The 22285-nt window shown below is 42.2% G+C and carries 21 protein-coding genes; 17 read left to right on the top strand and 4 right to left on the bottom strand.

The window, feature by feature from the left end; genetic code table 11:
* The first annotated feature begins 168 nt into the window (after nucleotides 1-168).
* Genes ACFO3D_RS17480 through ACFO3D_RS17465 form a run of 4 tightly spaced genes read left to right on the top strand, consistent with a single transcriptional unit; the run spans nucleotide 169 to nucleotide 3545 of the window.
* On the top strand, nucleotides 169-1338 hold the full coding sequence (locus tag ACFO3D_RS17480; RefSeq protein WP_390299156.1) for a M20 family metallopeptidase: 1170 nt from the start codon (nucleotides 169-171) through the stop codon (nucleotides 1336-1338).
* Nucleotides 1339-1361: 23 nt separating this feature from the next.
* Entirely contained in the window at nucleotides 1362-2138 is a 777-nt protein-coding gene (locus ACFO3D_RS17475; RefSeq protein WP_390299153.1) for a transporter substrate-binding domain-containing protein, read from the top strand.
* A gap of 32 nt (nucleotides 2139-2170) precedes the next feature.
* Nucleotides 2171-2830, top strand: coding sequence for an amino acid ABC transporter permease (locus tag ACFO3D_RS17470; RefSeq protein WP_390299150.1), 660 nt, complete (start codon nucleotides 2171-2173; stop codon nucleotides 2828-2830).
* Nucleotides 2823-3545: an amino acid ABC transporter ATP-binding protein gene (locus tag ACFO3D_RS17465; RefSeq protein WP_390299147.1), complete on the top strand. Its 723-nt coding sequence runs from the start codon at nucleotides 2823-2825 to the stop codon at nucleotides 3543-3545. Before ACFO3D_RS17470 ends, ACFO3D_RS17465 begins: the two co-directional genes overlap by 8 nt.
* 85 nt (nucleotides 3546-3630) lie before the next feature.
* Here the strand turns inward: ACFO3D_RS17465 and ACFO3D_RS17460 are convergent, their stop codons facing one another.
* Nucleotides 3631-4119, bottom strand: a complete 489-nt coding sequence (locus ACFO3D_RS17460) for a glutathione peroxidase (RefSeq protein ID WP_390299257.1) — start codon at nucleotides 4117-4119, stop codon at nucleotides 3631-3633.
* Nucleotides 4120-4355: 236 nt separating this feature from the next.
* Between ACFO3D_RS17460 and ACFO3D_RS17455 the strand changes: the two genes are divergently transcribed.
* Complete coding sequence (locus tag ACFO3D_RS17455) at nucleotides 4356-5378, top strand: TAXI family TRAP transporter solute-binding subunit (protein WP_390299144.1); 1023 nt, start codon at nucleotides 4356-4358, stop codon at nucleotides 5376-5378.
* Between the two features lie 114 nt (nucleotides 5379-5492).
* Nucleotides 5493-7400, top strand: coding sequence for a TRAP transporter permease (locus ACFO3D_RS17450; protein ID WP_390299254.1), 1908 nt, complete (start codon nucleotides 5493-5495; stop codon nucleotides 7398-7400).
* A 157-nt stretch (nucleotides 7401-7557) separates the two neighbouring features.
* On the opposite strand, the gene trhO is transcribed toward ACFO3D_RS17450, so the two are convergent.
* Nucleotides 7558-8532 carry an oxygen-dependent tRNA uridine(34) hydroxylase TrhO gene (gene trhO, locus ACFO3D_RS17445; RefSeq protein WP_390299141.1) on the bottom strand — a complete coding sequence of 325 codons (975 nt, stop codon included), beginning with the start codon at nucleotides 8530-8532 and terminating at the stop codon, nucleotides 7558-7560.
* Nucleotides 8533-8830: 298 nt separating this feature from the next.
* Between trhO and ACFO3D_RS17440 the strand changes: the two genes are divergently transcribed.
* The 6 genes from ACFO3D_RS17440 to ACFO3D_RS17415 all read left to right on the top strand — a co-directional run bounded on the left by ACFO3D_RS17440 (nucleotide 8831) and on the right by ACFO3D_RS17415 (nucleotide 11697).
* The gene (locus ACFO3D_RS17440; protein ID WP_390299138.1) at nucleotides 8831-9028 is read left to right on the top strand and encodes a cold shock domain-containing protein; all 198 of its coding nucleotides are present in this window, start codon (nucleotides 8831-8833) and stop codon (nucleotides 9026-9028) included.
* 118 nt (nucleotides 9029-9146) lie between these two features.
* Entirely contained in the window at nucleotides 9147-9848 is a 702-nt protein-coding gene (locus tag ACFO3D_RS17435; protein WP_390299135.1) for a class I SAM-dependent methyltransferase, read from the top strand.
* Nucleotides 9838-10143 carry a hypothetical protein gene (locus tag ACFO3D_RS17430; RefSeq protein WP_390299132.1) on the top strand — a complete coding sequence of 102 codons (306 nt, stop codon included), beginning with the start codon at nucleotides 9838-9840 and terminating at the stop codon, nucleotides 10141-10143. The genes ACFO3D_RS17435 and ACFO3D_RS17430 overlap by 11 nt, the downstream gene beginning before the upstream one ends.
* A gap of 3 nt (nucleotides 10144-10146) precedes the next feature.
* Nucleotides 10147-10590, top strand: a complete 444-nt coding sequence (locus ACFO3D_RS17425; RefSeq protein ID WP_390299129.1) for a GNAT family N-acetyltransferase — start codon at nucleotides 10147-10149, stop codon at nucleotides 10588-10590.
* Nucleotides 10591-10668: 78 nt separating this feature from the next.
* Complete coding sequence (locus tag ACFO3D_RS17420) at nucleotides 10669-11343, top strand: TraR/DksA C4-type zinc finger protein (RefSeq protein ID WP_390299126.1); 675 nt, start codon at nucleotides 10669-10671, stop codon at nucleotides 11341-11343.
* 147 nt (nucleotides 11344-11490) lie between these two features.
* Nucleotides 11491-11697, top strand: a complete 207-nt coding sequence (locus tag ACFO3D_RS17415; RefSeq protein ID WP_390299123.1) for a zinc ribbon domain-containing protein — start codon at nucleotides 11491-11493, stop codon at nucleotides 11695-11697.
* Between the two features lie 563 nt (nucleotides 11698-12260).
* Here ACFO3D_RS17415 and ACFO3D_RS17410 read toward each other — a convergent pair.
* A complete protein-coding gene (locus tag ACFO3D_RS17410; RefSeq protein WP_390299120.1) occupies nucleotides 12261-13049 on the bottom strand; it encodes a zinc ribbon domain-containing protein in 789 nt (262 codons plus the stop codon).
* A 148-nt stretch (nucleotides 13050-13197) separates the two neighbouring features.
* Nucleotides 13198-14538 (bottom strand): S1C family serine protease, encoded by a 1341-nt coding sequence (locus ACFO3D_RS17405; protein WP_390299117.1) that lies wholly within the window; start codon nucleotides 14536-14538, stop codon nucleotides 13198-13200.
* A gap of 170 nt (nucleotides 14539-14708) precedes the next feature.
* On the opposite strand from ACFO3D_RS17405, the gene ACFO3D_RS17400 reads away from it, so the two are divergent.
* The 5 genes from ACFO3D_RS17400 (at nucleotide 14709) to treP (ending at nucleotide 22184) form a co-directional block, all read left to right on the top strand.
* Complete coding sequence (locus tag ACFO3D_RS17400; protein ID WP_390299114.1) at nucleotides 14709-15395, top strand: response regulator transcription factor; 687 nt, start codon at nucleotides 14709-14711, stop codon at nucleotides 15393-15395.
* A gap of 2 nt (nucleotides 15396-15397) precedes the next feature.
* The gene (locus tag ACFO3D_RS17395) at nucleotides 15398-16717 is read left to right on the top strand and encodes a sensor histidine kinase (RefSeq protein WP_390299111.1); all 1320 of its coding nucleotides are present in this window, start codon (nucleotides 15398-15400) and stop codon (nucleotides 16715-16717) included.
* A gap of 61 nt (nucleotides 16718-16778) precedes the next feature.
* Entirely contained in the window at nucleotides 16779-18608 is a 1830-nt protein-coding gene (gene typA / locus ACFO3D_RS17390; RefSeq protein WP_390299108.1) for a translational GTPase TypA, read from the top strand.
* Nucleotides 18609-18868: 260 nt separating this feature from the next.
* A complete protein-coding gene (locus ACFO3D_RS17385; RefSeq protein WP_390299105.1) occupies nucleotides 18869-19972 on the top strand; it encodes a PQQ-dependent sugar dehydrogenase in 1104 nt (367 codons plus the stop codon).
* A gap of 274 nt (nucleotides 19973-20246) precedes the next feature.
* On the top strand, nucleotides 20247-22184 hold the full coding sequence (gene treP, locus ACFO3D_RS17380) for a PTS system trehalose-specific EIIBC component (RefSeq protein ID WP_390299102.1): 1938 nt from the start codon (nucleotides 20247-20249) through the stop codon (nucleotides 22182-22184).
* Nucleotides 22185-22285: the final 101 nt, after the last annotated feature.

Below are 22285 nucleotides of genomic sequence, written 5' to 3'. Positions count from 1 at the left end.
TAATTCAGCGAAGCAGCCTTTCTCATCTCAAATTAACCACGCTGCATTTTCTATCATGCGCAAAAACACCTTTTTTTTAACTAATTTCAAAAAACCATTGCACATACCGATCAATCTATGGTATAAATATACACATCAACTAATAAATATACAAAAAGGTGAATAAATATGAAAGAGTTATTACAAGAGGAAATTAAAAAAATAGAGAATGACCTATGGGCAATGAGTGATCACCTATACGCCAATCCAGAGCTTGGCGACCAGGAATTCAACTCAATGGAACTTCTCACTAAATTCCTCAAAGACCATGGCTTTCAGATTGAAACAGGGATCGTTAATCGGCCGACTGCTTTTAAAGCCACTTTCGATAGTGGAAAACCTGGTCCTGTCATTGCATATCTGGCTGAATATGATGCACTGCCAGGCGTGGGACATGGCTGTGGCCATAATATTATCGGAACAACGAGTGCTGGAGCGGGTGTTACCCTCAGTAAACTTGTTCAGGAAACCGGCGGATCAGTAGTTGTGCTGGGTACACCAGCCGAAGAAACAAACGGCGCAAAGGTACCGATGAGTGATGAAGGGACATTTGAAGGTATTGATGCAGCAATGATTCTTCACCCATCCGATCAATCGTATGAAAGCGGAGAATCGCTGGCAATGGATGCAATTCAATTTGCATATACCGGCAAATCCTCACATGCGGCAGCGTCGCCTGAGAAAGGAATAAATGCGCTGGATGCAGTTATACAATTGTTTAATGGAATTAATGCATTACGCGAACATTTGTCACAGGACATCCGGGTTCATGGAATTATTTCAGAGGGAGGTCAAGCAGCAAATGTGGTTCCCGACTATGCAGTTGCCAGATTCTATGTCCGGGCTGGGGAGCGTTCTACATTAAATGAAGTTGCAGGAAAGGTGAAAAAAATTGCGGAAGGCGCAGCGTTGATGACGGGTGCTCAACTTGAAATATCAAACTATGAATTAAGCTATGACAATATGATCACCAATTCCTCTTTATCGAAGGCGTTCACGGAAAATCTGAAATCTGTTGATCCGCTGCCCGTTTATTCCGCGAAACAGGGATATGGCTCAATTGATATGGGGAATGTCAGTCAGGTAGTACCCGCAATTCACCCATATATTGGACTTGGTGAAGAGGGCCTGATAGCCCATACTAAAGAATTTGCGGATAGAACAGTCACCGAATCAGGGCATAAGGCAATTTCCAATGGGGCCCTAGCCCTTGCCCAAACGGGTTATGATCTACTGATCGACGATGATTTGTTGAATAAAGTTAAGCTTGAATTCAGAAAGACTACTAATAGATTATAAATAAAAAAAGGGGAGCGAACGAGATGAAAATTTTTGGTAAACTAGTTGTTTTTGCAATCATTATGGTTCTTGCAGCATGTGGCGGTAATGGAGAAGGTAACGAAGGTAGTGCGGAGGCATCGGAGGAGCAGAAGGTTCTTAAGATGGCGACATCTGCTGACTTTCCACCTTTTGAATCACGCGATCCGCAGGGTAACTTTGAAGGATTTGATATAGACCTGGCTCATATTATTGCCAAAGAGCTAGGGTATAAACTTGAAATTGAAGATATGAAATTTGACGGCCTTATAGGAGCACTGCAGGCTGGTCGTGTGGACTTTGTTATGGCAGGTATGAGTGCTACTGAGAAACGTAAGAAAAATGTGGAGTTCTCAACCGAGTATAATCATTCAGGTGAAATGTTCATCAGTCAGCCTGACTCTACCATTAAAAGTCTGGAAGATTTAAAAGGAAAAACAGTTGGTGTGCAGCTTGGTACGATTCAGGAAGAAGGTGCCGAGAAGCTGAGCGAGAAGTATGGCTTTGAAGTAAAGAAACTGGATAATTCAAGCGTACTAATTCAGGAATTGAAATCCAACCGTGTTGATGTTGCTTACATGGATAAGACGGTGGCAGTTGGGTACATTGAAGAGCAGGGACTTGCTGGATTTGACGACCCAACATCAAGTTCACCAGGTATGGGTATCGCATTTCCAAAGGGCAGTGACCTTGTTGATGATGTAAACAAGGTACTTAAGAAACTGGAAGAGAACGGGAAACTCCAGGAACTGAAAGATAAGTGGCTTAAAGATTCCCAGTAAAAAATACAACTAATGAAATGAGGTGTTAAGGCATGAATTTGGATTTCACCCAAATCGTGCCTTATATTCCTTTCATGCTTGAAGGGATATTGGCAACATTAAAATTTGTAATCATATCTATTTTTATAGGTTTAGTTCTAGGAACGCTTCTCGCTCTATGTAAAATAACCAAGACCCCATTCCTAAAGTGGCTAGCTGATGCGTATACTTCGATTTTCCGCGGTACACCTCTAATTTTACAGTTAATGCTTATTTACTTTGCAATACCGCAGTTGACCGGGTATGACATAACGGCTTTTCTTTCAGCTATTTTGGCATTCGGACTCAATTCAGCAGCGTATGTTTCGGAGATAATCCGGGCCGGTATTCTAGCTGTGGATCGTGGTCAAACCGAGGCGGCTGAGGCCCTTGGAGTACCTTATAAACCAATGATGCTGAATATTATTTTACCGCAGGCTCTTAAAAATATCTTACCGGCTTTAATGAATGAATTCATTACATTGACCAAAGAATCCGCGATTGTATCAGTGATTGGCTATCTCGATCTCATGCGTCGTGCACAGATTGTTGGATCGGATATATATCGAAACTTCGAGCCATTATTGTTTGCCGGGCTAGTTTATTGGGTTCTTGTATATATTCTGACATCGCTAGGAAAAGTCGTAGAACGGAGGCTCAGACAAAGTGATTAAGGTGGAAAACATTACAAAGAAATTTGGCAAAAACACTGTACTGAAGGATATATCCACAACTATTAATGAGGGAGAAGTGGTTGCTGTAATTGGCCCATCTGGTTCTGGTAAATCCACCTTCCTGCGGTGTCTGAACCTACTCGAGGAACCAACAAAAGGACATATTTGGATTAATGAAGAAGAAATTACTGCTCCAAAAGTGAACAAACTTGCAGTACGTGAGCAAATTGGTATGGTATTTCAACATTTTCATCTGTTTCCTCATATGACTGTATTGGAAAATGTATCTTATGCGCCGCAAAAGGTGAAGAATACAAACAAAAAAGATGCAGAAGAAATAGCCAGCGGATTAATCAGCAAAGTAGGGTTGAGTGACAAACTGGATGCATATCCAAATCGTCTTTCCGGCGGTCAGAAGCAGCGAGTTGCAATAGCTCGGGCCCTTGCGATGGAACCGGCGACCATGCTTTTTGATGAGCCCACTTCAGCATTAGATCCAGAAATGGTCAAAGAAGTTTTGGATGTGATGAAGGATCTCGCGAATACTGGGATGACAATGGTGATTGTCACACATGAAATGGGATTTGCGAGGGAGGTTGCTGATCGAATTATGTTTCTTGATGAGGGGAAACTAATGGAGGAAGGAGAACCACAACTTTTCTTCAATAACCCGAAAACAGACCGTGCAAAAGAATTTCTGGCTAAAATACTTTAGAAGTTTTTTGCTATAGAGCACCATTTGCCGAGTGAAACCTTAAACTGACTAATAAAAACAACCATCTGAAGAGCAAATTAGCCCCTCAGGTGGTTGTTTTATTAAGTGCATTTTCGATATCTTCTTGCAGACTTTCCGGTTTTGTTTGTGGGGCATAGCGCTCGATAACCTCACCATTTCTATCCACGAGAAACTTAGTGAAATTCCATTTGATTTGCTTAGTCAGTATGCCTTTAGCCTGCTCAGTCAAATAAACGAAAAGTGGGTGCGCATTGTCACCTTTTACATTAACTTTACTGAACATAGGAAATGTCACGCCATAGTGTTTCCGGCAAAAGGACTGGATTTCTTCGTCAGATCCGGGGTCCTGCTCATTAAACTGATTGCATGGAAAGCCAAGCACTTCGAATCCCTGTGGATGATAGGCATCGTGAAGTTTTTGCAACCCATCAAACTGCGGGGTGAATCCGCATTCGCTTGCAGTATTAACAATTAAAAGTACTTCTCCCTTGTAATCTTTCAGCGATTTCGTTTCTCCGGTTATTGTTTCGGCGGAAAAATCATAAACATTAATAGGTAACAGCCTCCCTTTTACCAAATAATAGCAACATTAAGAAGCAAGTGTCAAAATATTGACGTCCTGGGAAAATATCGGAACGCTTGTCTTGTAACTTGAACAATTGGTGAATTAAAGTTAAAATTACATAATAAAACGTTTTCTTTTCTTACAGAGAACGTGGGTATCACGTTTTAAACCATATGGCCCATTTACTTATGGTTTAAATAAAAAATTATAAAGGGGGCATTACTTTGTCTAAAAAAGTACTATTTTCATTTGTACTATTTCTTGCCATTGCCATGGTACTGAGTGCATGTGGCGGCGGCGGTGAAGAAGGTTCTGGAGATTCAGGTGGTTCCGGCGGCGGAGATTCTCAAGGAACTAAGACTAATCTGACGATGGGAACCGGTAGTGTTGGTGGGGTTTATTACCCACTTGGCGGAGAAATGGCAAATCTTTGGACAGACAACATCGACGTGGAAGGCTTTGATGTCAGTTCAGTAGAATCGGGCGCTTCAGTCGAGAACATTGCCAAGATTGAATCTGGCGATTTCCAGCTTGGTATTGCACAGAACACAACCATGATTAACGCTGTGAATTCAGCTGGTTCTTTCGAAGGAAAAGAGATTAAAAATGTAGGCGTTATCGCTTCATTATATCCAGAGGCACTTCAGGTTGTAACACTTGAATCCACTGGAATCGAATCTATTGAAGATCTGAAAGGCAAAAAAGTTGCTATCGGCCCTCCAGGTGGAGCTACCCGTGAAGCAGCAGAAATGGTTCTAAGCGCATATGGAATTGAAGAAGGCGATTATCAGGCATATGAAGAAGGCTTTGGAGATGCTAAGAGTAAATTGCAGAATGGTACCATTGATGCATCATTTGCTGTTGTAGGGGTACCATCTTCAACTACCGATGAGCTTGCAAGCGCTACTGGTGAAGTTAAATTCCTTGATATTGAAGGAGATGCACTTCAGAAAGTAGTTGACCAGAGCCAATATGAAGCTTACACTGTTGAGCCGGGCACATACGATTGGCAGGATGAGCCAGTACAGACAATTACTGCAATGGCACTTCTGCTTGGATCCACTGAACAGGTAAGTGAAGATCTTGCTTACCAGATGACTAAGACACTGTTTGAAAAAACAGGTGATATGACAATCGCTCAGGCGAATATGATTACAAAAGAAAGTGCGCTGACTGGGGTGCCTGATGAATTGCCATTGCATCCTGGTGCGGAGAAATACTTTAAAGAGATTGGCGTCATTGAATAACAGAAAGAACCGGACAATTTGTCCGGTTCTTTCACCTCAATGGGTCAACTGTAAGAATGGAGGGGAAGGTATTTGGCTATACAAGACACAAAAGAAGTAGACAAACATGAACTGATGGCTAAATATGACAAGGAAAGTGCTTTCCGTACTAACCTCGGGCCGTGGGGCTGGATAACGTTAATACTAGGTGGCGCGTTAACCATTTTCCAGTTATATACAGCTTATTATGGTGCCTATGTTTCGATGATTCAGGGTGCTCTCCACCTCGGTGCAGGATTGAGTCTGGTTTATCTGCTCTATCCAATTAAACCCTCGATGACAAAACGGCGAGGGGTACCTTGGTATGATGCATTACTTGCGCTTGCTGCTTTTTACACGAACTATTATATCGTTTTGAATTATGAGCGATTGATTAACGAAGCAATCATCTTCGGGTTCACACAGATGGATCAGATTATAGCAACGGCAGGGATAATTCTGTTGCTTGAGGCAACCCGCCGTGTAGTGGGATTGCCAATTGTAATAATTGCAATTGCCGCTTTATTGTATGGACTCTTCGGTCAATACATCCCGGTAATCGGTCACGCTGGTTATGACTGGGCTTCATTAGCTACAGAAATGTTCTTTAGTTCAAGCTCCATCTTTGGTATCCCTATTCAAATTTCATCCACGTATATATACCTATTCTTATTCTTCGGAGTTATCCTGGTTAAGACAAACATCGGGCAGTTTTTTAACGATATCGCCTTAAGATTAACGGGTAAATATACGGGTGGTACGGCCAAGGCAGCTGTTGCTGCAAGTGGCCTGCAAGGAATGGTAAGCGGAAGCTCTGTAGCGAATACAGTAGGGTCCGGGTCATTCACAATTCCGATGATGAAAAACGCAGGGTTTAAACCTCATTTTGCTGCTGCAACAGAAGCGTCTGCGTCAACTGGTGGGCAGCTTATGCCACCTATCATGGGTGCTGCGGCTTTTATCATGGCTTCGTATACTGGTATACCTTATAACGAAATAATCGTAATTGCTATTATTCCAGCAGTCCTTTACTTCTCAGGTGTTTTTCTAGGTACACATTTTGAAGCAAGAAAGCTTGGAATCATGGGTCTAAGTAAAGAACAATTGCCTAAAATCAAAAATCTGGTTAAACGGCTTGATTTGTTTGCTCCTCTGGTAATCATAATTGGTTTCCTGCTTGTGGGTTACACACCGACCTTCGCAGCATTATTCGCAATTGCGGTTGCATTTGTTATCAGTTTTTTCCGGAAAGATACCCGGCTGTCCTTTAAAGGAATTATAAAACTGCTCGAAGAAGGCGCAAGAACAGCTCTACCTGTTATTGCTGCCTGTGCGACAGCAGGTATTATTGCTGGTACAGTAACAACCACAGGGCTTGGGCCTAAGATTGCCGGCGGAATTATCGACCTGGCACAAGGTCAGTTCTTCCTTGTAATGTTCTTTACAATGGTTGCTTGTATAATCCTTGGAATGGGACTTCCTACTACTGCAAACTATGTTGTAACTGCTACAATGGCAGCTCCTGCACTACTTGCTTTTGATGTGCCGGTTATTGCTGTTCATATGTTTGTGTTCTATTTCGGAATAGTTGCTGATATTACACCGCCGGTTTGTCTTGCTGCGTATGCAGGGGCTGGTATAGCTAGGGCAAATCCGATGAAAGCTGGGGTGACAGCTGTTAAGCTTGCGATTGCCGCTTTCATCATTCCGTATATGTTTGTATCCCAGCCAATTCTGCTGCTGCAGGGTGATGCAAATACGCTCAATGTTTCGATAGCAATTGTTACATCGCTGCTTGGAATGGCAGCTATAAGTGCAAGCATGATAGGTTACTTTATAACAGATGTTAATTGGATTGAGCGGATTGTCTTGATAATTGGAGGTTTGCTGCTCGTTTATCCGGATATCACATACTCTCTAATTGGTCTGGCAATCTTTGCTGTAATGACCACATTGCAGGTTATTCGTGGCAGATCCGATAAAGTGAAAGAGCAGGTTTCATGATAGAAAACTTGCCATTTCTTTTAGGGATTCTTCAAAAGCGTAATGCTTTTAATGAATCCCTTATACTTTGGAGTACAAGTTTGATGACGAATGGCTAAGCTGTACTTACGACGATAAAAAACCAAAAAAAGGCAGGCGATTAATCGCCTGCCTTTCATTATGCTTCCATTTTTGTGTTCTCTTCTTCAATGCGCTTAAGTCTTTCCTCAACTTCTTCTGCTGAGAGATTATGCTCCTGTACATACAGGTTTCGAGGACTTACACGGCATTCATGTGAACAGCCTCGCATATATTTATGCTCATTCTTTTCAGAGCAAAGCATTTGTCTGTTACATTCAGGGTTAGCACAATTTACATAGCGCTCACATGGTTCACCATCAAAATAATCCACGCCGACTACAACGTGTTCTTTTTGATTAACTGGTACGGAGATACGCTCGTCAAAAACATAGCATTTTCCATCCCAGAGTTCTCCCTGAACTTCAGGGTCTTTACCATATGTGACAATTCCCCCATGCAGCTGGGCAACATCTTCAAATCCTTCTTTAACCAGCCAACCGGAGAATTTTTCACAGCGAATTCCACCTGTGCAATACGTCAGAATACGTTTTCCTTCAATAAGATGCTTATTTTTCTCTACCCATTCAGGTAGTTCGCGGAAAGATTCGATGTCCGGACGGATTGCTCCGCGGAAATGACCGACATCATATTCGTAATCATTTCGTGCATCTAGAACCACTGTATTTTCATCCTGCATCGCTTCATAAAACTCTTTAGGGGAATAGTATTTACCTGTTGTTTCGTTTGGATTGATATCATCATCCAGACGAAGGGTTACCAGTTCTTCCCGAGGACGTACGTGCATTTTCTTGAATGCATGTCCCTCATGCGGATCCACTTTGAACGTCATATCGGCAAAACGTGGATCATTATGCATCGTCTCGATATATTTATTCGTTTGTTCAACAGTACCCGATACGGTCCCGTTGATGCCTTCATGGGCGACGAGAATTCTTCCTTTAAGACCGAGATCCTTACAGAAGTCAAGGTGATCTGCTGCATACTCAACAGGATCATCAATCTCGACATACTTGTAATACAGTAATACACGATATTCCTTACTGTTTTCCATTTTATTACCACCTATCATTCATATTTGCAAGATATAAATGTTTGGTAGTCGATTATTCTTTTATAATCTTGCAAGGAAATATTTTATCAATATACTTGTCATAATTCAACAGTGCAGGAAAAAATAAAATATTTTTTTTACCTTTTGACTTGCATTTTATTCCGATAAAGGGTAAAGTTATAAGTGCAAAAGGAAATTGGAGTTTGAATAATACTTTACGATCCCTTTAATAAGTGGTGTAAAAGTATTTATGATTCAATTATACTTTGCACGATATTTGTATAGGGAGGTCATTTACATGACTGGTAAAGTAAAATGGTTTAACGCTGAAAAAGGCTTCGGATTCATTGAGCGTGAGGACGGAGACGACGTATTCGTACACTTCTCAGCTATCAACTCTGAAGGTTTCAAAACTCTTGAAGAAGGTCAAGACGTAGAATTTGAAATCGTTGAAGGTAACCGCGGACCACAGGCAGCTAACGTAACTCAACTATAATAGATGATCCAAAAAGGCTTATCCCATTGATGGGGTAAGTCTTTTTTGTTTTCTTGTACTATTTAAGATTTCTAATCAGGCTTTCCCCGTATTATAATAAAAGCAGGAAGGTGATACGATGACAGGATCTTTTAATTGGCAGAAAGAAGCCGAGGCACAGTGGAATAGTCGTGCTGGTTTTTGGAATGAACGCAGTATGAGTATGTGGGATAATGGCAGCCGCAAGGACATCATCCCCTTTATCGGAAACCATCTGGAGAGTGGAAGCCGCATACTCGATATCGGGTGTGGTGATGGTTATGGTTCATGGAAACTGCATCATGCAGGGTACCACGTGACGGGGATTGATTTATCAGAGGAAATGATTCGTCGGGCAAAAGAACGCGTACATAATGATGAAATAAGCTTTTTGCAGGGGGATGCCGGTAAATTGCCGTTCAATAATCAAAGCACCGAGGCGATTATGGCAATTAATGTTCTTGAGTGGACAGAAGATCCAGCAGCCACCATCAGGGAATTTCATCGTGTACTCAAGGATGGCGGGGTGCTTTTTGCAGGGATACTTGGACCAACTGCAGGACCAAGAATGAACAGTTATCCTCGCTTAAAGGGTGAAAAAGTAATTTGCAATACCATGATGCCGTGGGAGTTTCAGCCGCTGGCCGACGAAACGGGTCTGAAGTATAAAGATGGGTTCGGTGTCTATAAAGAGGACATACAGACACAGCATCAACATGGACTTCCGCTTGAACTAAAACAGGCATTAACATTTATGTGGGTATTTAAGTTTGTGAAAGAGGGGGAGGACAATGGAGCGTAAAGAGATAGAGGATAAAGTCGTCAAAAGTTACCAACAGGATGAAAAAATGATGATCTTGGTGTATGCCCAGTGGTGTATTAATAACGGGCTAGACCCGAAAACGCTTTATGAAAAAGCGTATCCTGGCCAGATAAAGAACAATGCGCTTTATGAAGCACTCGAGTTGACTGTACCAAAAGAGGAGTCAGAGTGTATACCTGATCAGACGGTTATTAATGTCCTGCAGTTATTCGGCAATGATGACCTTGCCTTCGTCGTGCAGGAGGAAATTGATAAGCGGAAGGGCGGCAGCTAATCAATGTGGCATATAAAGACGTTCCAGGAATTAAGCAATGAAGAATTGTATGCATTGATGAAAATTAGGGTGGAAGTGTTTGTTGTAGAACAGGAATGCCCATACCCGGAACTGGATGATAACGATCAGCAGGCGATTCATTATTTTTATGAAGAAAATGGCAGGATAGTTGCCAATGTTCGTATCCTCCCGAGTGGTTCAAAATATAAGGAAGTTTCCATTGGTCGTGTTCTTGTGGCGAAGGAATTCCGCGGAAAAGGTTTTGCCAAGGAAATAATGAATCGTGCCATTGATTTTATTGTAAATGAATGGAATGAAAAGAAGATATTTCTTCAGGGACAAGAACACCTTAAAAAGTTTTACTCAGATCTTGGGTTCACTCAGATTTCTGACGCATATATGGATGATGGAATCCCACATATTGACATGATTTTGGAGCGGAATTAAAGTATCAGCCTGGCTGATTTACACATAGTATAGTTAGCGGTCCAATTTATCCGAATCATTGAATGGAGGTTAACTGCTATGATCACCAAGGAACAACTGAACCAGTGTAAAAATGCTTTGCTGAGTCGCCAGTCGGAGTTAATCGAACATATACAGGACCACTTTGGAACTGAACAGGGATACTGGAAAGAATCCATGGGCGAATTATCGAGTTATGACAATCATCCTGCAGACTCAGGTACAGAGATGTTTGAACGGGAAAAGGACATCGCCTTAAATGAGCATGCCGAGGATGAACTCGAAGAAATTAATGCAGCCCTCCATGCGATTGAAGAAGGAACATACGGAATCTGCACACAATGTGGTGAAGACATTCCTTTTGAACGGCTGCAGGCAATACCAACGGCTGACCGATGTATGAACCACGCGGAACATGGCAACTATATGCAGGATCGTCCGATTGAGGAAAGTGTTTTTAGTCCAAATATCAACCCCGATGAAATAACTAATGAAGATCAGAATGCCTATGATGCGGAAGACTCTTGGCAGGATGTCAGCAGATATGGCACATCGGAATCTCCATCAGACTTTTATGGAGACAGGGATAGTTATAATGAAATGTACCCAAATAGTGATGAAAATGTTGGCAGTGTGGAAGATGAGGAAAGCTTTTTGGCAGCTGACCTGGACGGTAAGTTTACCGGAGTAACGCCAAATCACAATAAATATGAAGAGGAATACAGCGAGGAGTAGCTGCAGGTTAACAAACCGCAGCTATTCTTATTTTTATCTCGATGGTTTAACTAGTAGTTAAAACGTTTAAAGGAATACATAGGTTGGATGAATTGATGAAACCATTGCAGAGAGGAAAGCGTATATTCCTATAAGGAGTTGATGAGAATGGAACAAACCAGCGGATGTATTAAATGTGGTAGTACAGATGCAGATAAAAAGGAAGTTTCCATGGCCGGGACTGGGCTTTCGAAAATGTTTGATGTGCAGAATAATCAGTTTATTGTTGTTTACTGTAAAAATTGCGGTTACTCGGAGTTCTACAATAAACAGGCCTCATCAGCCAGCAACATTTTCGACTTTTTCTTCGGATAAAAACGAGCTGGGACAGAAGTGCATAAGTAGTATAAAATCCGGACTATCTGATATCTGAAAGATTGTCCGGATTTTTCTGTTAGGATGTCTTCGTATAAACTGAAAACTAAAAAGTAACTACCGTACTACCACTCCCGGCAACAAGGCGCTATTTTTATTTATTCGACTAAATCCAGATGAAGGAAAAATTCTTTTTTTAACATAAAAAAATCGGCTCAAAGTTAATATAAACTGCGAGTTATAAGCCAAATAATTCTAAGCGGACACAGAATACCCTATTTCCAATAAAAGCATGGTTTTACTTTTTTAGCGGCCATACGAGCCCTTAATTACTATGAATTAATCAAAGCAAGCTATCATTTAGCTCAATAAGGGCTCTGTGTCCGCAAAACTCCATATTGTTCCTATATTTCTACAAATAGAGTCTTCTGTGTCCGCTAAACAGCTTAACCGGACAGAAATAAAATCCAACTATAAAAGGGTAACATTATAAAATTCCCATCCTAATTCGTTCACCTCTGGAAAGCAAAGTTTACTTATTTCCCAGCCTCTTTAACTTTCTTCTAAAATCCATTTGAGAGCATATTCATAAAATCATCGAGGAACATCTGCATAAATGACTGTGTCAAAAAGCTGAATACCAGCATAATCATCACGTACATTCCAAGCATTACATAAATTCGGTCAAATCCCTCGGTTGCCTGTTCCATTAAGATAAAGGACGGAGCAATAAACAACGCCCCTAATATGCTTACCATAATCATCAGTCCTGCCAAGGCGGGAAGGCCTAGCAATGATAATAAGGCGCCACCGGCATATGCAAGGAGGAAGGGAACCAGATATGCACCGTATTTCGCGATTATATCCGGAAATGTAACTGCCTGTACGGCGAGCTTCGCCCCAAGGAATGCCAGTCCGGCAATGATTAAGAATAAAAGAGTAAAGATCACAAGCGGGATGGCAAAACTGTCCAGAAATGTAACTTCGACAAAGAAACCCCTGGTGAACGATTGCATGATTAAATGATAACTGAGTGCGATTATTAAGGAAAATGAAACTATGGTAATGATTCCGGAACTTAAGTCAGAGCTATTGGCTTTCTTTGCTTCACTCGGGCTTTTTATCAGGGTAGTGAAAAAGTGCCAAAAATTTGCTCCAGTGGTTTTAAGTTTATCCATCGTTTCAGCGGTATCGTGTTCCGGTTCCCGGCTTACTGCGGTAAATTCTTCAGCTTGTGAATCATCAGAGAGAGCAGACTTTTCGCGTTCATAATCCTCTCTGTCCAACTGTGCTCCACAGTTGGTGCAGAATTTCCCTTCTGCCGATTCCTGTCCGCATACTGAACAATGCATTTAAAATCACTTCCTTCTTAACTAAAAGTTATTATGTATTTCTCTTCTTATTTTAGTACAATTTCGGCAAAATTTGTGCAATTCCCGGAAAATAATACAGGAAAAAACCTGCAGCCAGATAAGCTGCAGGTTTAAAAGGTCTTATTTTCTATTGTTCTCTTGCCGCCAGTTCTATTTCGATGGTTTGTGGCTCACCGTTACGATAAATTTCAAGTTGTACTTTTTCACCGATTTTAGCTTCGGTGTAAAGATATTTACGCAAATCCAGAATAGATGTAATTTCATTGCCGTTAATTTTTGTAATTACGTCAAATTGCTGCAGGTTTGCTTCGGCTGCTGGTGAGCCTGACTGTACCTGTGCCACAACCATACCGCCTTTAACACCTTCTGGAAGTTGAATTTGGTCACGATACTGCGGTGGTACCTGGCCAAGCGGTGCAGTGGAAATTCCTATGAATGGACGTGCCACATCACCGTCTTCTTCCAGCTGTTTCATAATAGGAAGTGCTGAATTAATTGGGATCGCAAAACCGATACCTTCTACTTTTGTATTAGCAATCTTCATGGAGTTAATGCCTATCACTTCACCATTAGCGTTTACCAATGCACCGCCACTGTTACCAGGATTGATTGCTGCGTCTGTTTGAATGACTTCGGTAACCCAGTCTGCTTGCTTATCACCATTTGTATCGATGCTTACAGAGCGGTCAAGGCCACTAATAATACCTTTAGTAAGAGAGTTTGCGAAATTCATGCCCAGTGGGTTTCCGATTGCATATACAGTCGTTCCTACTTTAAGGTTTTCAGATGTACCCAATTCGGCTACAGTATCAACGTGCTTCCCGTCAATTTGAAGGACTGCCAGGTCTGTAAGGGGATCGCCACCAAGTACTTTAGCAGGTACCCGTGAATCTTTACCTAAAACAACTTCTACTTCTTCTGCACCTTCGACAACGTGCTGGTTAGTTACAACATACGCTTTTCCATTTTCCTTTTTATAAATAATTCCTGACCCTGTACCTGCTTCCTTACCTTGCGACCATACACTCTGTTGTTGTAAATTTACGACACCGACAACAGCTTCAGTAGCCTCCTGAAGATTGGATACTTCATCAGCGTTTTCCGATTTTGACATCGTCTGAACTACTTCGGGAGAAGCGGAATTGTTATTGCTTCCGGAATCAGCAGAGTTGCCTGCATTGTCTGAACTCCCATTATTCAGCGGGATAACATTGGTGGTGAAGAGTAATGCAACAATAACTGCAGATATGACACCGCCGATTATTCCACTCATTAGTGATTTTGCTCCTGATTTTTGCTTTGGTTTATTTCTCTGCCCGGCATAGTTACTTTCACGTGCACTCTGGGCAATGCCTGGACTACTTTCCTGTGTATCATTTGTTATAGTATCTTCATTTGTATGTGAATTGGTTTGATCGGTCGAATTAGCATTAAATTCTTGCTCGTTATTATGATCATTTCGTTCCATTAATAAATCACCCTTTTTTGTTTTATTATGATTACAACCTTATTCTACTAATCATGTTTGGTACATATATGGTCCAAATGTGGAAAAAGTGTAGAATTTGCTTTTCAGTGTTCACATTCCCAAACTTGTGTAAAAATAACCATAAGAACAATAAAAAAAGGGGGTCTATTATGAATAAACATATTGGTGTTGTAGAAGATGACCCGAACATCCAGAACATCGTTTCCGCCTATCTGAAAAAAGACGGTTTTAGCGTAACAGTTTTAGAATCCGCTGAAAAGGCATGGGAATTGTGGGAATCCCAGCCTCCGGATATGTGGGTGTTGGATATTATGCTCCCTGGTATGGACGGGTATGAGTTTTGTAAAAAAATCCGTAATGAAAGTGACGTTCCAATCATTATCATTTCAGCGAAAGATGAAGAGATTGATAAAATTCTTGGGCTCGAATTAGGAGGGGATGACTACCTGACGAAACCATTCAGTCCGAGAGAACTGCTCGCCCGAATAAAAACAGTTTTTAAACGGTACCGCCCACAAACAATCACCAGTCAAAACGGCAGTGGACGTGTGAAAGTTGACAATCTGCTGATTCAGCTAAGTGACCGACGGGTATTTTATAAAGGAGAAGAACAGGAGGTCACTACCAAGGAGTTTGAAATGCTGTTGTTATTCGCCGAGAATCCTAACAGGGCTTTTTCCCGTGAGGAACTCCTTGTGAAAATATGGGGCGAGGATTACTTTGGAAGTGATAGAGCCGTTGATGACCTGGTAAAAAGAATCAGAAAAAAACTGCACGATCTACCACTTGAAACGGTATGGGGTTACGGATACCGGTTACGCAGTGAAGAGGACTAACGATGAAACTACAATCCCAACTCAATGTTGCATTCACAGCGCTTCTGTTAGTTATTCTTACGGTGACAGGTTTTGTTATCTATTCGTTGATTCTCGGAATGCTGATTAACGATGAACGAGCAGAGCTTAGGCAGAAGGGAGAACTGCTTGTCCAGGTGATCAATGAACAGTACGGCACCAGGGAAGGCATCCAAAGTTTCAGCAGCTTTTTGAAACAACAGGATCTCCAGCTCTTTTTGTATAACCGGAATAGTGACCAGATACTTGCTTCCACCCTCCCTGAACGGTATGTGGAAGGCTTTCAGGCAATGAACAGTTTTTCGGGCGCTCCAGATGAATTGATGGAAATCGGCTCTAACAAATTTGTTACTTCCAGGATTCTGATTAACCCGCCAGTGTCCGGGCTTGAGCTTATACTTCTGACTCCGTTAAATGATCTCCAGGCAGTCCAACAAGATTTTTTTCAACGATTGTTAATCGTTTTTATGATTGGAGCAGCGGCTGCAGTTGGACTTAGCTATTTTCTTACCAGGAAATTAGTTACTCCGCTTAGTAAGTTGAAAGTCCAGCTTAAAAAGATTGAAAATCGGAAGTTTGACGAGCTGGAACCAATCAAGGCTACTGGAGAAATAAAAGAAGTTGGGCAAAGTGTTTATGAAATGGCTGATGAGCTGCAACGGTATGTGAGCTCGCAGCAGACTTTTTTTCAGAATGCGAGTCATGAACTGAAGACACCATTAATGACGATTCAGGGCTATGCCGAGGGTATTCGTGATAAAGTTTTCGATGAAGAAGATCAGGAGAAAGGTCTTGAGATGATGGTCACCGAGGTTAATCGTCTCAAGATGATTATTAATGAAATGATCCTTTTAGCAAAGCTTGACAGTGAATCGGAAACATATGAGCCGGAAGAAGTGCAAGCTGCTGAGCTAATCGGCCAGGTGGTCGACCGTGCCTTGCCGCTTGTAAATGAAAAAGGAATCACGCTTAATCACCAGGTTGACGCGGACAGTACCCTGTTTGTTGATCAGGAGAGGCTGCTGCGTGCACTTCTGAATATTACTTTTAATGGCATACGGCACGCAAATACACGGGTCGACATTATGGTGAAGGGTTCAGTTATCACCATTGAGGACGATGGCCCCGGGATTTCCGATGACCTGCTTCCACATATTTTTCACCGGTTTGTAAAAGGTAAGAACGGGGAAACTGGTTTAGGACTGGCAATAGCCCGTGCTATCGTGGAGCAGTCAGGCGGAAGAATAACCGCCGGTGACTCTGTACTCGGGGGTGCCAAGTTCACGCTATCTTTCACAATTTAGACATATGTGATACAATAGTATAGTTTGATTCATCCCGTAATTATAGAGGAGCGTACTTTTTATGCAATTAAGAGAAGATATTCGTAATATCGCCATTATCGCCCACGTTGACCATGGAAAAACAACACTTGTTGACCAGCTGCTTAAATACTCTGGAACATTCCGTGAGAACGAGCAGGTAAATGACCGTGCGATGGATTCCAACGATATTGAACGTGAACGTGGAATCACTATACTGGCAAAAAACACTGCGATTAAATATAACGATACAAACATCAATATCCTTGATACACCCGGACACGCCGACTTTGGCGGGGAAGTGGAACGGATTATGAAAATGGTTGATGGAGTTATTCTGGTTGTTGACGCATATGAAGGCACCATGCCACAGACACGGTTTGTGCTGAAAAAAGCGCTAGAACAGAAACTGACTCCTATCGTTGTTTTAAATAAAATCGACCGTCCGAATGCACGCCCGAACGAGGTTATTGATGAAGTTCTTGACCTGTTCATCGAGCTGGGTGCAGATGATGACCAGCTTGAATTCCCGGTTGTTTATGCTTCTGCGCTGAATGGTACTTCTGGTGAAGAACCTGACGACCAGCAGGAAACAATGGATCCTGTATTTACAACTATTATGGATCATATCCCTGCACCAGTCGACACACAGGATGAACCACTTCAGTTCCAGATTACACTGCTTGATTACAATGATTACGTCGGACGAATCGGTGTTGGTAGGGTTGTTCGCGGTACAATTAGTGTCGGTCAACAGGTAGTCGTAATGAAGAAGGACGGCTCAAGCAAAAACTTCCGTATCAGTAAGCTGTTTGGTTTCATCGGCCTGAAACGTATGGAAATTCAGGAAGCGAAAGCTGGAGATATTGTAGCGATTGCCGGACTTGATGATATCAATGTCGGTGAAACAATCTGTCCAGTTGATCATCCGGAAGCATTGCCATGGCTTCGAATCGATGAGCCGACACTGCAGATGACATTCCTGGTAAATAACAGTCCGTTTGCAGGCCGTGAAGGTAAGTATATCACTTCCCGGAGAATTGAAGAACGGTTGATGAAACAGCTTGAAACTGATGTCAGTCTGCGGGTTGACCCAACCGAATCACCAGATGCATGGACTGTGTCAGGACGTGGAGAGCTTCACTTGTCCATTCTGATTGAAAACATGCGCCGTGAAGGGTTTGAGCTGCAGCTTTCCAAGCCACAGGTTATTATCAAGGAAATTGACGGCGTTAAATGTGAACCATTTGAGCGCGTACAAGTTGACGTACCGGAGGAATATACAGGGGCTGTTATGGAATCACTAGGTGCACGTAAAGGTGAAATGCTCGACATGGCAAACCAGGGTAATGGCCAAGTTCGTCTTGAGTTTAAAGTTCCTTCACGTGGCCTGATTGGTTATTCAACCGAGTTTATGTCCCAGACACGTGGATATGGAATTCTTAACCATACGTTTGATGCTTACGAGCCGTTTGCTAAAGGCCAAGTCGGCGGTCGTCGTGAAGGTGTGCTGGTCGCACTTGAACACGGAAAAGCATCCACTTATGGAATTATGAAACTTGAGGATCGTGGTGTTATTTTCGTCGACCCGGGTACTGAAGTATACGCTGGTATGATTGTTGGAGAGCATAACCGCGAGAATGACCTGACAGTAAATATCACGGTTGAAAAGCACTTAACCAACGTCCGTTCAGCAACAAAAGATCAAACTTCTACGATTCGTAAAACTAGAGATATGTCGTTAGAAGAAGCTATTGAATACCTGAACGATGATGAGTATTGTGAAGTAACACCTGAGTCTATTCGTCTCCGTAAAAAAATACTCAATAAGAATGAACGCGAAAAAGCATCGAAGAAATCAAAATTGGGCTAAGCTCAACTGATAGCTACCATTCAAGAATAAGCAACGCACAGTGATTCGAAACAAGTCACTGTGCGTTTTTTTTTTAATGAACGCCCATAAAGGAGAATCCTGAAAAGGCCATGGCATACTTGATCATCAGATTCACAGAAGAAAAGAGGTGTGGAATCGGCAAAACAGGGTATTGAATTAGCATGAAAGTATACATAATGGGCATAACGGCTTTTCTTTCATCGAAATAACTTTAATTGTATTTAAATAAGATTGAGAAGGTGATTCCAATTCGTATAACATTGTTTTTTACCTTAATGTCAGCACTTCCGTTAATTTCAGCTTGCTCTGAACAGCAACAGGAGGATTCATTCACGACTGATATCCCTGCGGAGGAAACACAGAAACCAGTCGAAGTAGAATACCAAGTAATCGCGGAAAATCTGAAAGTCCCCTGGGAGATTGCGAATGAGGGTGATACATTCTATATCAGTGAGCGTCCAGGTACGATTATCACCGTCGAAGGGGATGAACAGACGCGGAAGCCGGTGAACTTTTCGGAAAACCTCTCCAGTCAGCCAGAAGCAGGGCTGCTCGGGATTGCACTCCCGCAAGATTTTGCTGAAACCAAAACAGCATACGCCTATTATTCGTACAAGGAGAACGATAAGTTCTATCAACGGGTGGTTGAAATTAAAGAGTCAGGCGATTCCTGGGAAGAAACAAAGGTTCTTCTAGATGAAATCCCAGGTGGGCGGTTCCACCAGGGAGGCCGGATTGCGATTGGTCCTGATCAAAAGTTATATGTGACAACTGGCGACGCAACTAATCCAGATTCAGCCCAAAATCTGGAAAGCCTGGCAGGAAAAATTCTTCGTATGAATCTTGACGGTTCCATTCCAGAAGATAATCCATTCGACAAATCATATGTTTACACATATGGACACCGGAATCCACAGGGGTTGGCATGGAATAGTGCCAATGAATTATATGCGACTGAACATGGCTCGGATTCGATGGATGAAATTAACTTGATTACTCAAGCAAACAACTATGGGTGGCCAGAAATCCGGGGAGACAAAACGGAACATGGAATGATTCCGCCGGTTATTCACTCTGGGGAGATTTCCTGGGCGCCATCAGGTATGACATATTTTAAAGGGAGCTTTTATTTTGCCTCGCTGGGTGGTGAAGGACTCCGCCGTTTCAACCTTGAGAGTAAAAAGGAGACGTTAATTGTGGATGATGTGGGGCGTGTACGAGATGTCCATGCTACGAGTGAGGGTATTTATTTTGTAACCAATAATACCGACGGCCGGGGGGATCCGGCAGTGAATGATGACCGACTTTTGTTTGTCCCTGCCAGCGAACTTGCCGCGGATTAATGAAAAGAACTGCTTTGCACAAACTATGTGGAGCAGTTTTTTTGCAGTAAAGATTACTGACAAGGAGCTATAGTACTGATATAGGGCTATCCAAGTTCTCTTTAAAGCATGAGTCTTAAAATAACCAAGTGACATTTTTCGCGAATGTATAAATGGGAAAAAATTCTCTATGAAAGCCCTTGCATTACTTGTATATACAAGTTATACTGAATTAGGTAATCACAACTTGTATATACATGTTATATGTATTCGAAATAGTAGGGGAGGCATTCCTTTGGTTAACAAAGAAGAATTTATATTTGCGCCATTAAGTGGTGAAGTAAAACAACTTGAAGATGTTCCTGATCCAACATTTGCGGAAAAAATGATGGGTGACGGAATTGCGATTGACCCGAGCGACGGAGAAGTCATTTCTCCGTTGAATGGTGAAATAGTACAAATTTTCCCGACCAAGCACGCTGTTGGATTGAAAGGGGACAATGGGGTTGAAGTCCTAATACATATAGGACTTGATACGGTTAACCTTAACGGTGAAGGCTTTACCGCGCATGTGTCTCAGGGTGATTATGTGAAAGCAGGGGATCCACTAATCACATTTGATCTCGACTTCGTACGGGAGAAAGCACCATCTGCCATTACTCCGATTATAATTACAAATGGATTCGACTTCGGTGGGATTGAAAAAACAGCCGATAAATCGGTTGCCCGTGGCGAAAGTGTCCTGCTGAAAATTCAAAGTAAAGAAGGACTGCAAGAAGAAAAATCCAAAACAAGCGAAGAGCCAGCTACAGAACCGGCAAAAAAGCAAGGCGAGTACAGCCAGGAAGCGAAAGAGATTGTGGCTGCACTGGGTGGAGAAGAAAATGTTAACGTTGCGACACACTGTGTAACGAGGCTGCGCTTTGCGCTGAAAGACGATGATAAAGTAAATAAAGAAGAACTGGAAAGCCTGGATATTGTTAAAGGCTCATTCTTATCCAGTGGCCAGTTCCAAGTAGTAATTGGACAAGGTACAGTAGATAAGGTATACGCTGCAATGGTTAACCAAACCGGCATCAGCGAGGCATCAAAAGAGGATGTTAAGGCAGCGAGCGGTAAGAAGCAAAATCCGCTTCAGCAGGCTATTAAAGTACTTGCTGACGTATTTATCCCGATTCTGCCGGCAATCGTAACAGCTGGTCTGTTGATGGGTATCAATAACATTTTGGTTAACCCGGTATTCTGGGATGAATCAGTTGTTGAGAGGTATCCGGAGTGGGCTGGTTTAGCGGACATGATTAACATTATTGCCAATACTGCATTCACCTTCCTTCCCGCATTAATTGGTTGGTCGGCTGTGAAACGCTTTGGTGGTAATGAGCTGCTTGGTGTCGTTCTTGGTCTGATTATGGTTCACCCGGCTTTATTAAATGCATGGGCATATGGGGACGCAGTAAAAGAAGGAACTGTTCCGGTATGGAATCTGTTTGGATTGGAAGTAGAGAAAATCGGTTATCAGGGTCAGGTTTTACCTGTTCTGATTGCTTCGTGGGTGCTTGCAAAAATAGAAATTTTCATGCGAAAACGTGTTATGGATTCGTTGCAGTTGCTCATCGTGGCACCAGTTGCACTGCTTGTGACCGGATTCCTGACATTTATCATTATCGGACCAATCACATTTGCAATCGGAAATACTATTACCGACGGACTTATTGCTGTATTTGACAACTTCCCGATTATTGGTGGTCTATTGTACGGGGCTATTTACGCACCGTTAGTAATTACCGGAATGCACCATACATTCTTGGCGGTTGACCTTCAACTGATAGGTTCCACTGGTTCCACCTTCTTGTGGCCGATCCTGGCGCTGTCCAACATTGCACAGGGGTCAGCTGCATTTGCGATGATGGTTGCGGCAAAAGAGGAAAAACTAAAAGGTCTTGCTGGTACATCAGGACTCTCTGCGTATCTTGGGATTACCGAGCCGGCAATGTTCGGTGTAAACTTAAGGTTTAAATATCCGTTTATAGCAGCTGTTATCGGTTCATCGATTGCCGGTGGCTGGATTACCTGGATGGGAGTGAAAGCAACCTCAATTGGAATCGGTGGGATTCCTGCACCGTTATCAATTATGCCAGATGGATGGTTTGCTTTTGCTATCGGAATGATTATTGTGCTCATTATTCCATTCTTGATTACGTTATTAATAGGGCTACGCAAACTAAATAAATAAGGCTTCTATTCAGTAGCTACAGCAGGGGAAATATACACATATTTCCCCTGCTGCTATAAAAATATAGAATCTGCAGCTTTACGAGTAAACATAAATTTAAA

This window comes from Virgibacillus kekensis (genome assembly GCF_042654125.1).
Classification (GTDB): Bacteria; Bacillota; Bacilli; order Bacillales; family Amphibacillaceae; genus Lentibacillus; species Lentibacillus kekensis.
The sequence above is the reverse complement of the archived record's forward strand: the minus strand, read 5'-3'. Positions and strand labels throughout refer to the sequence as shown.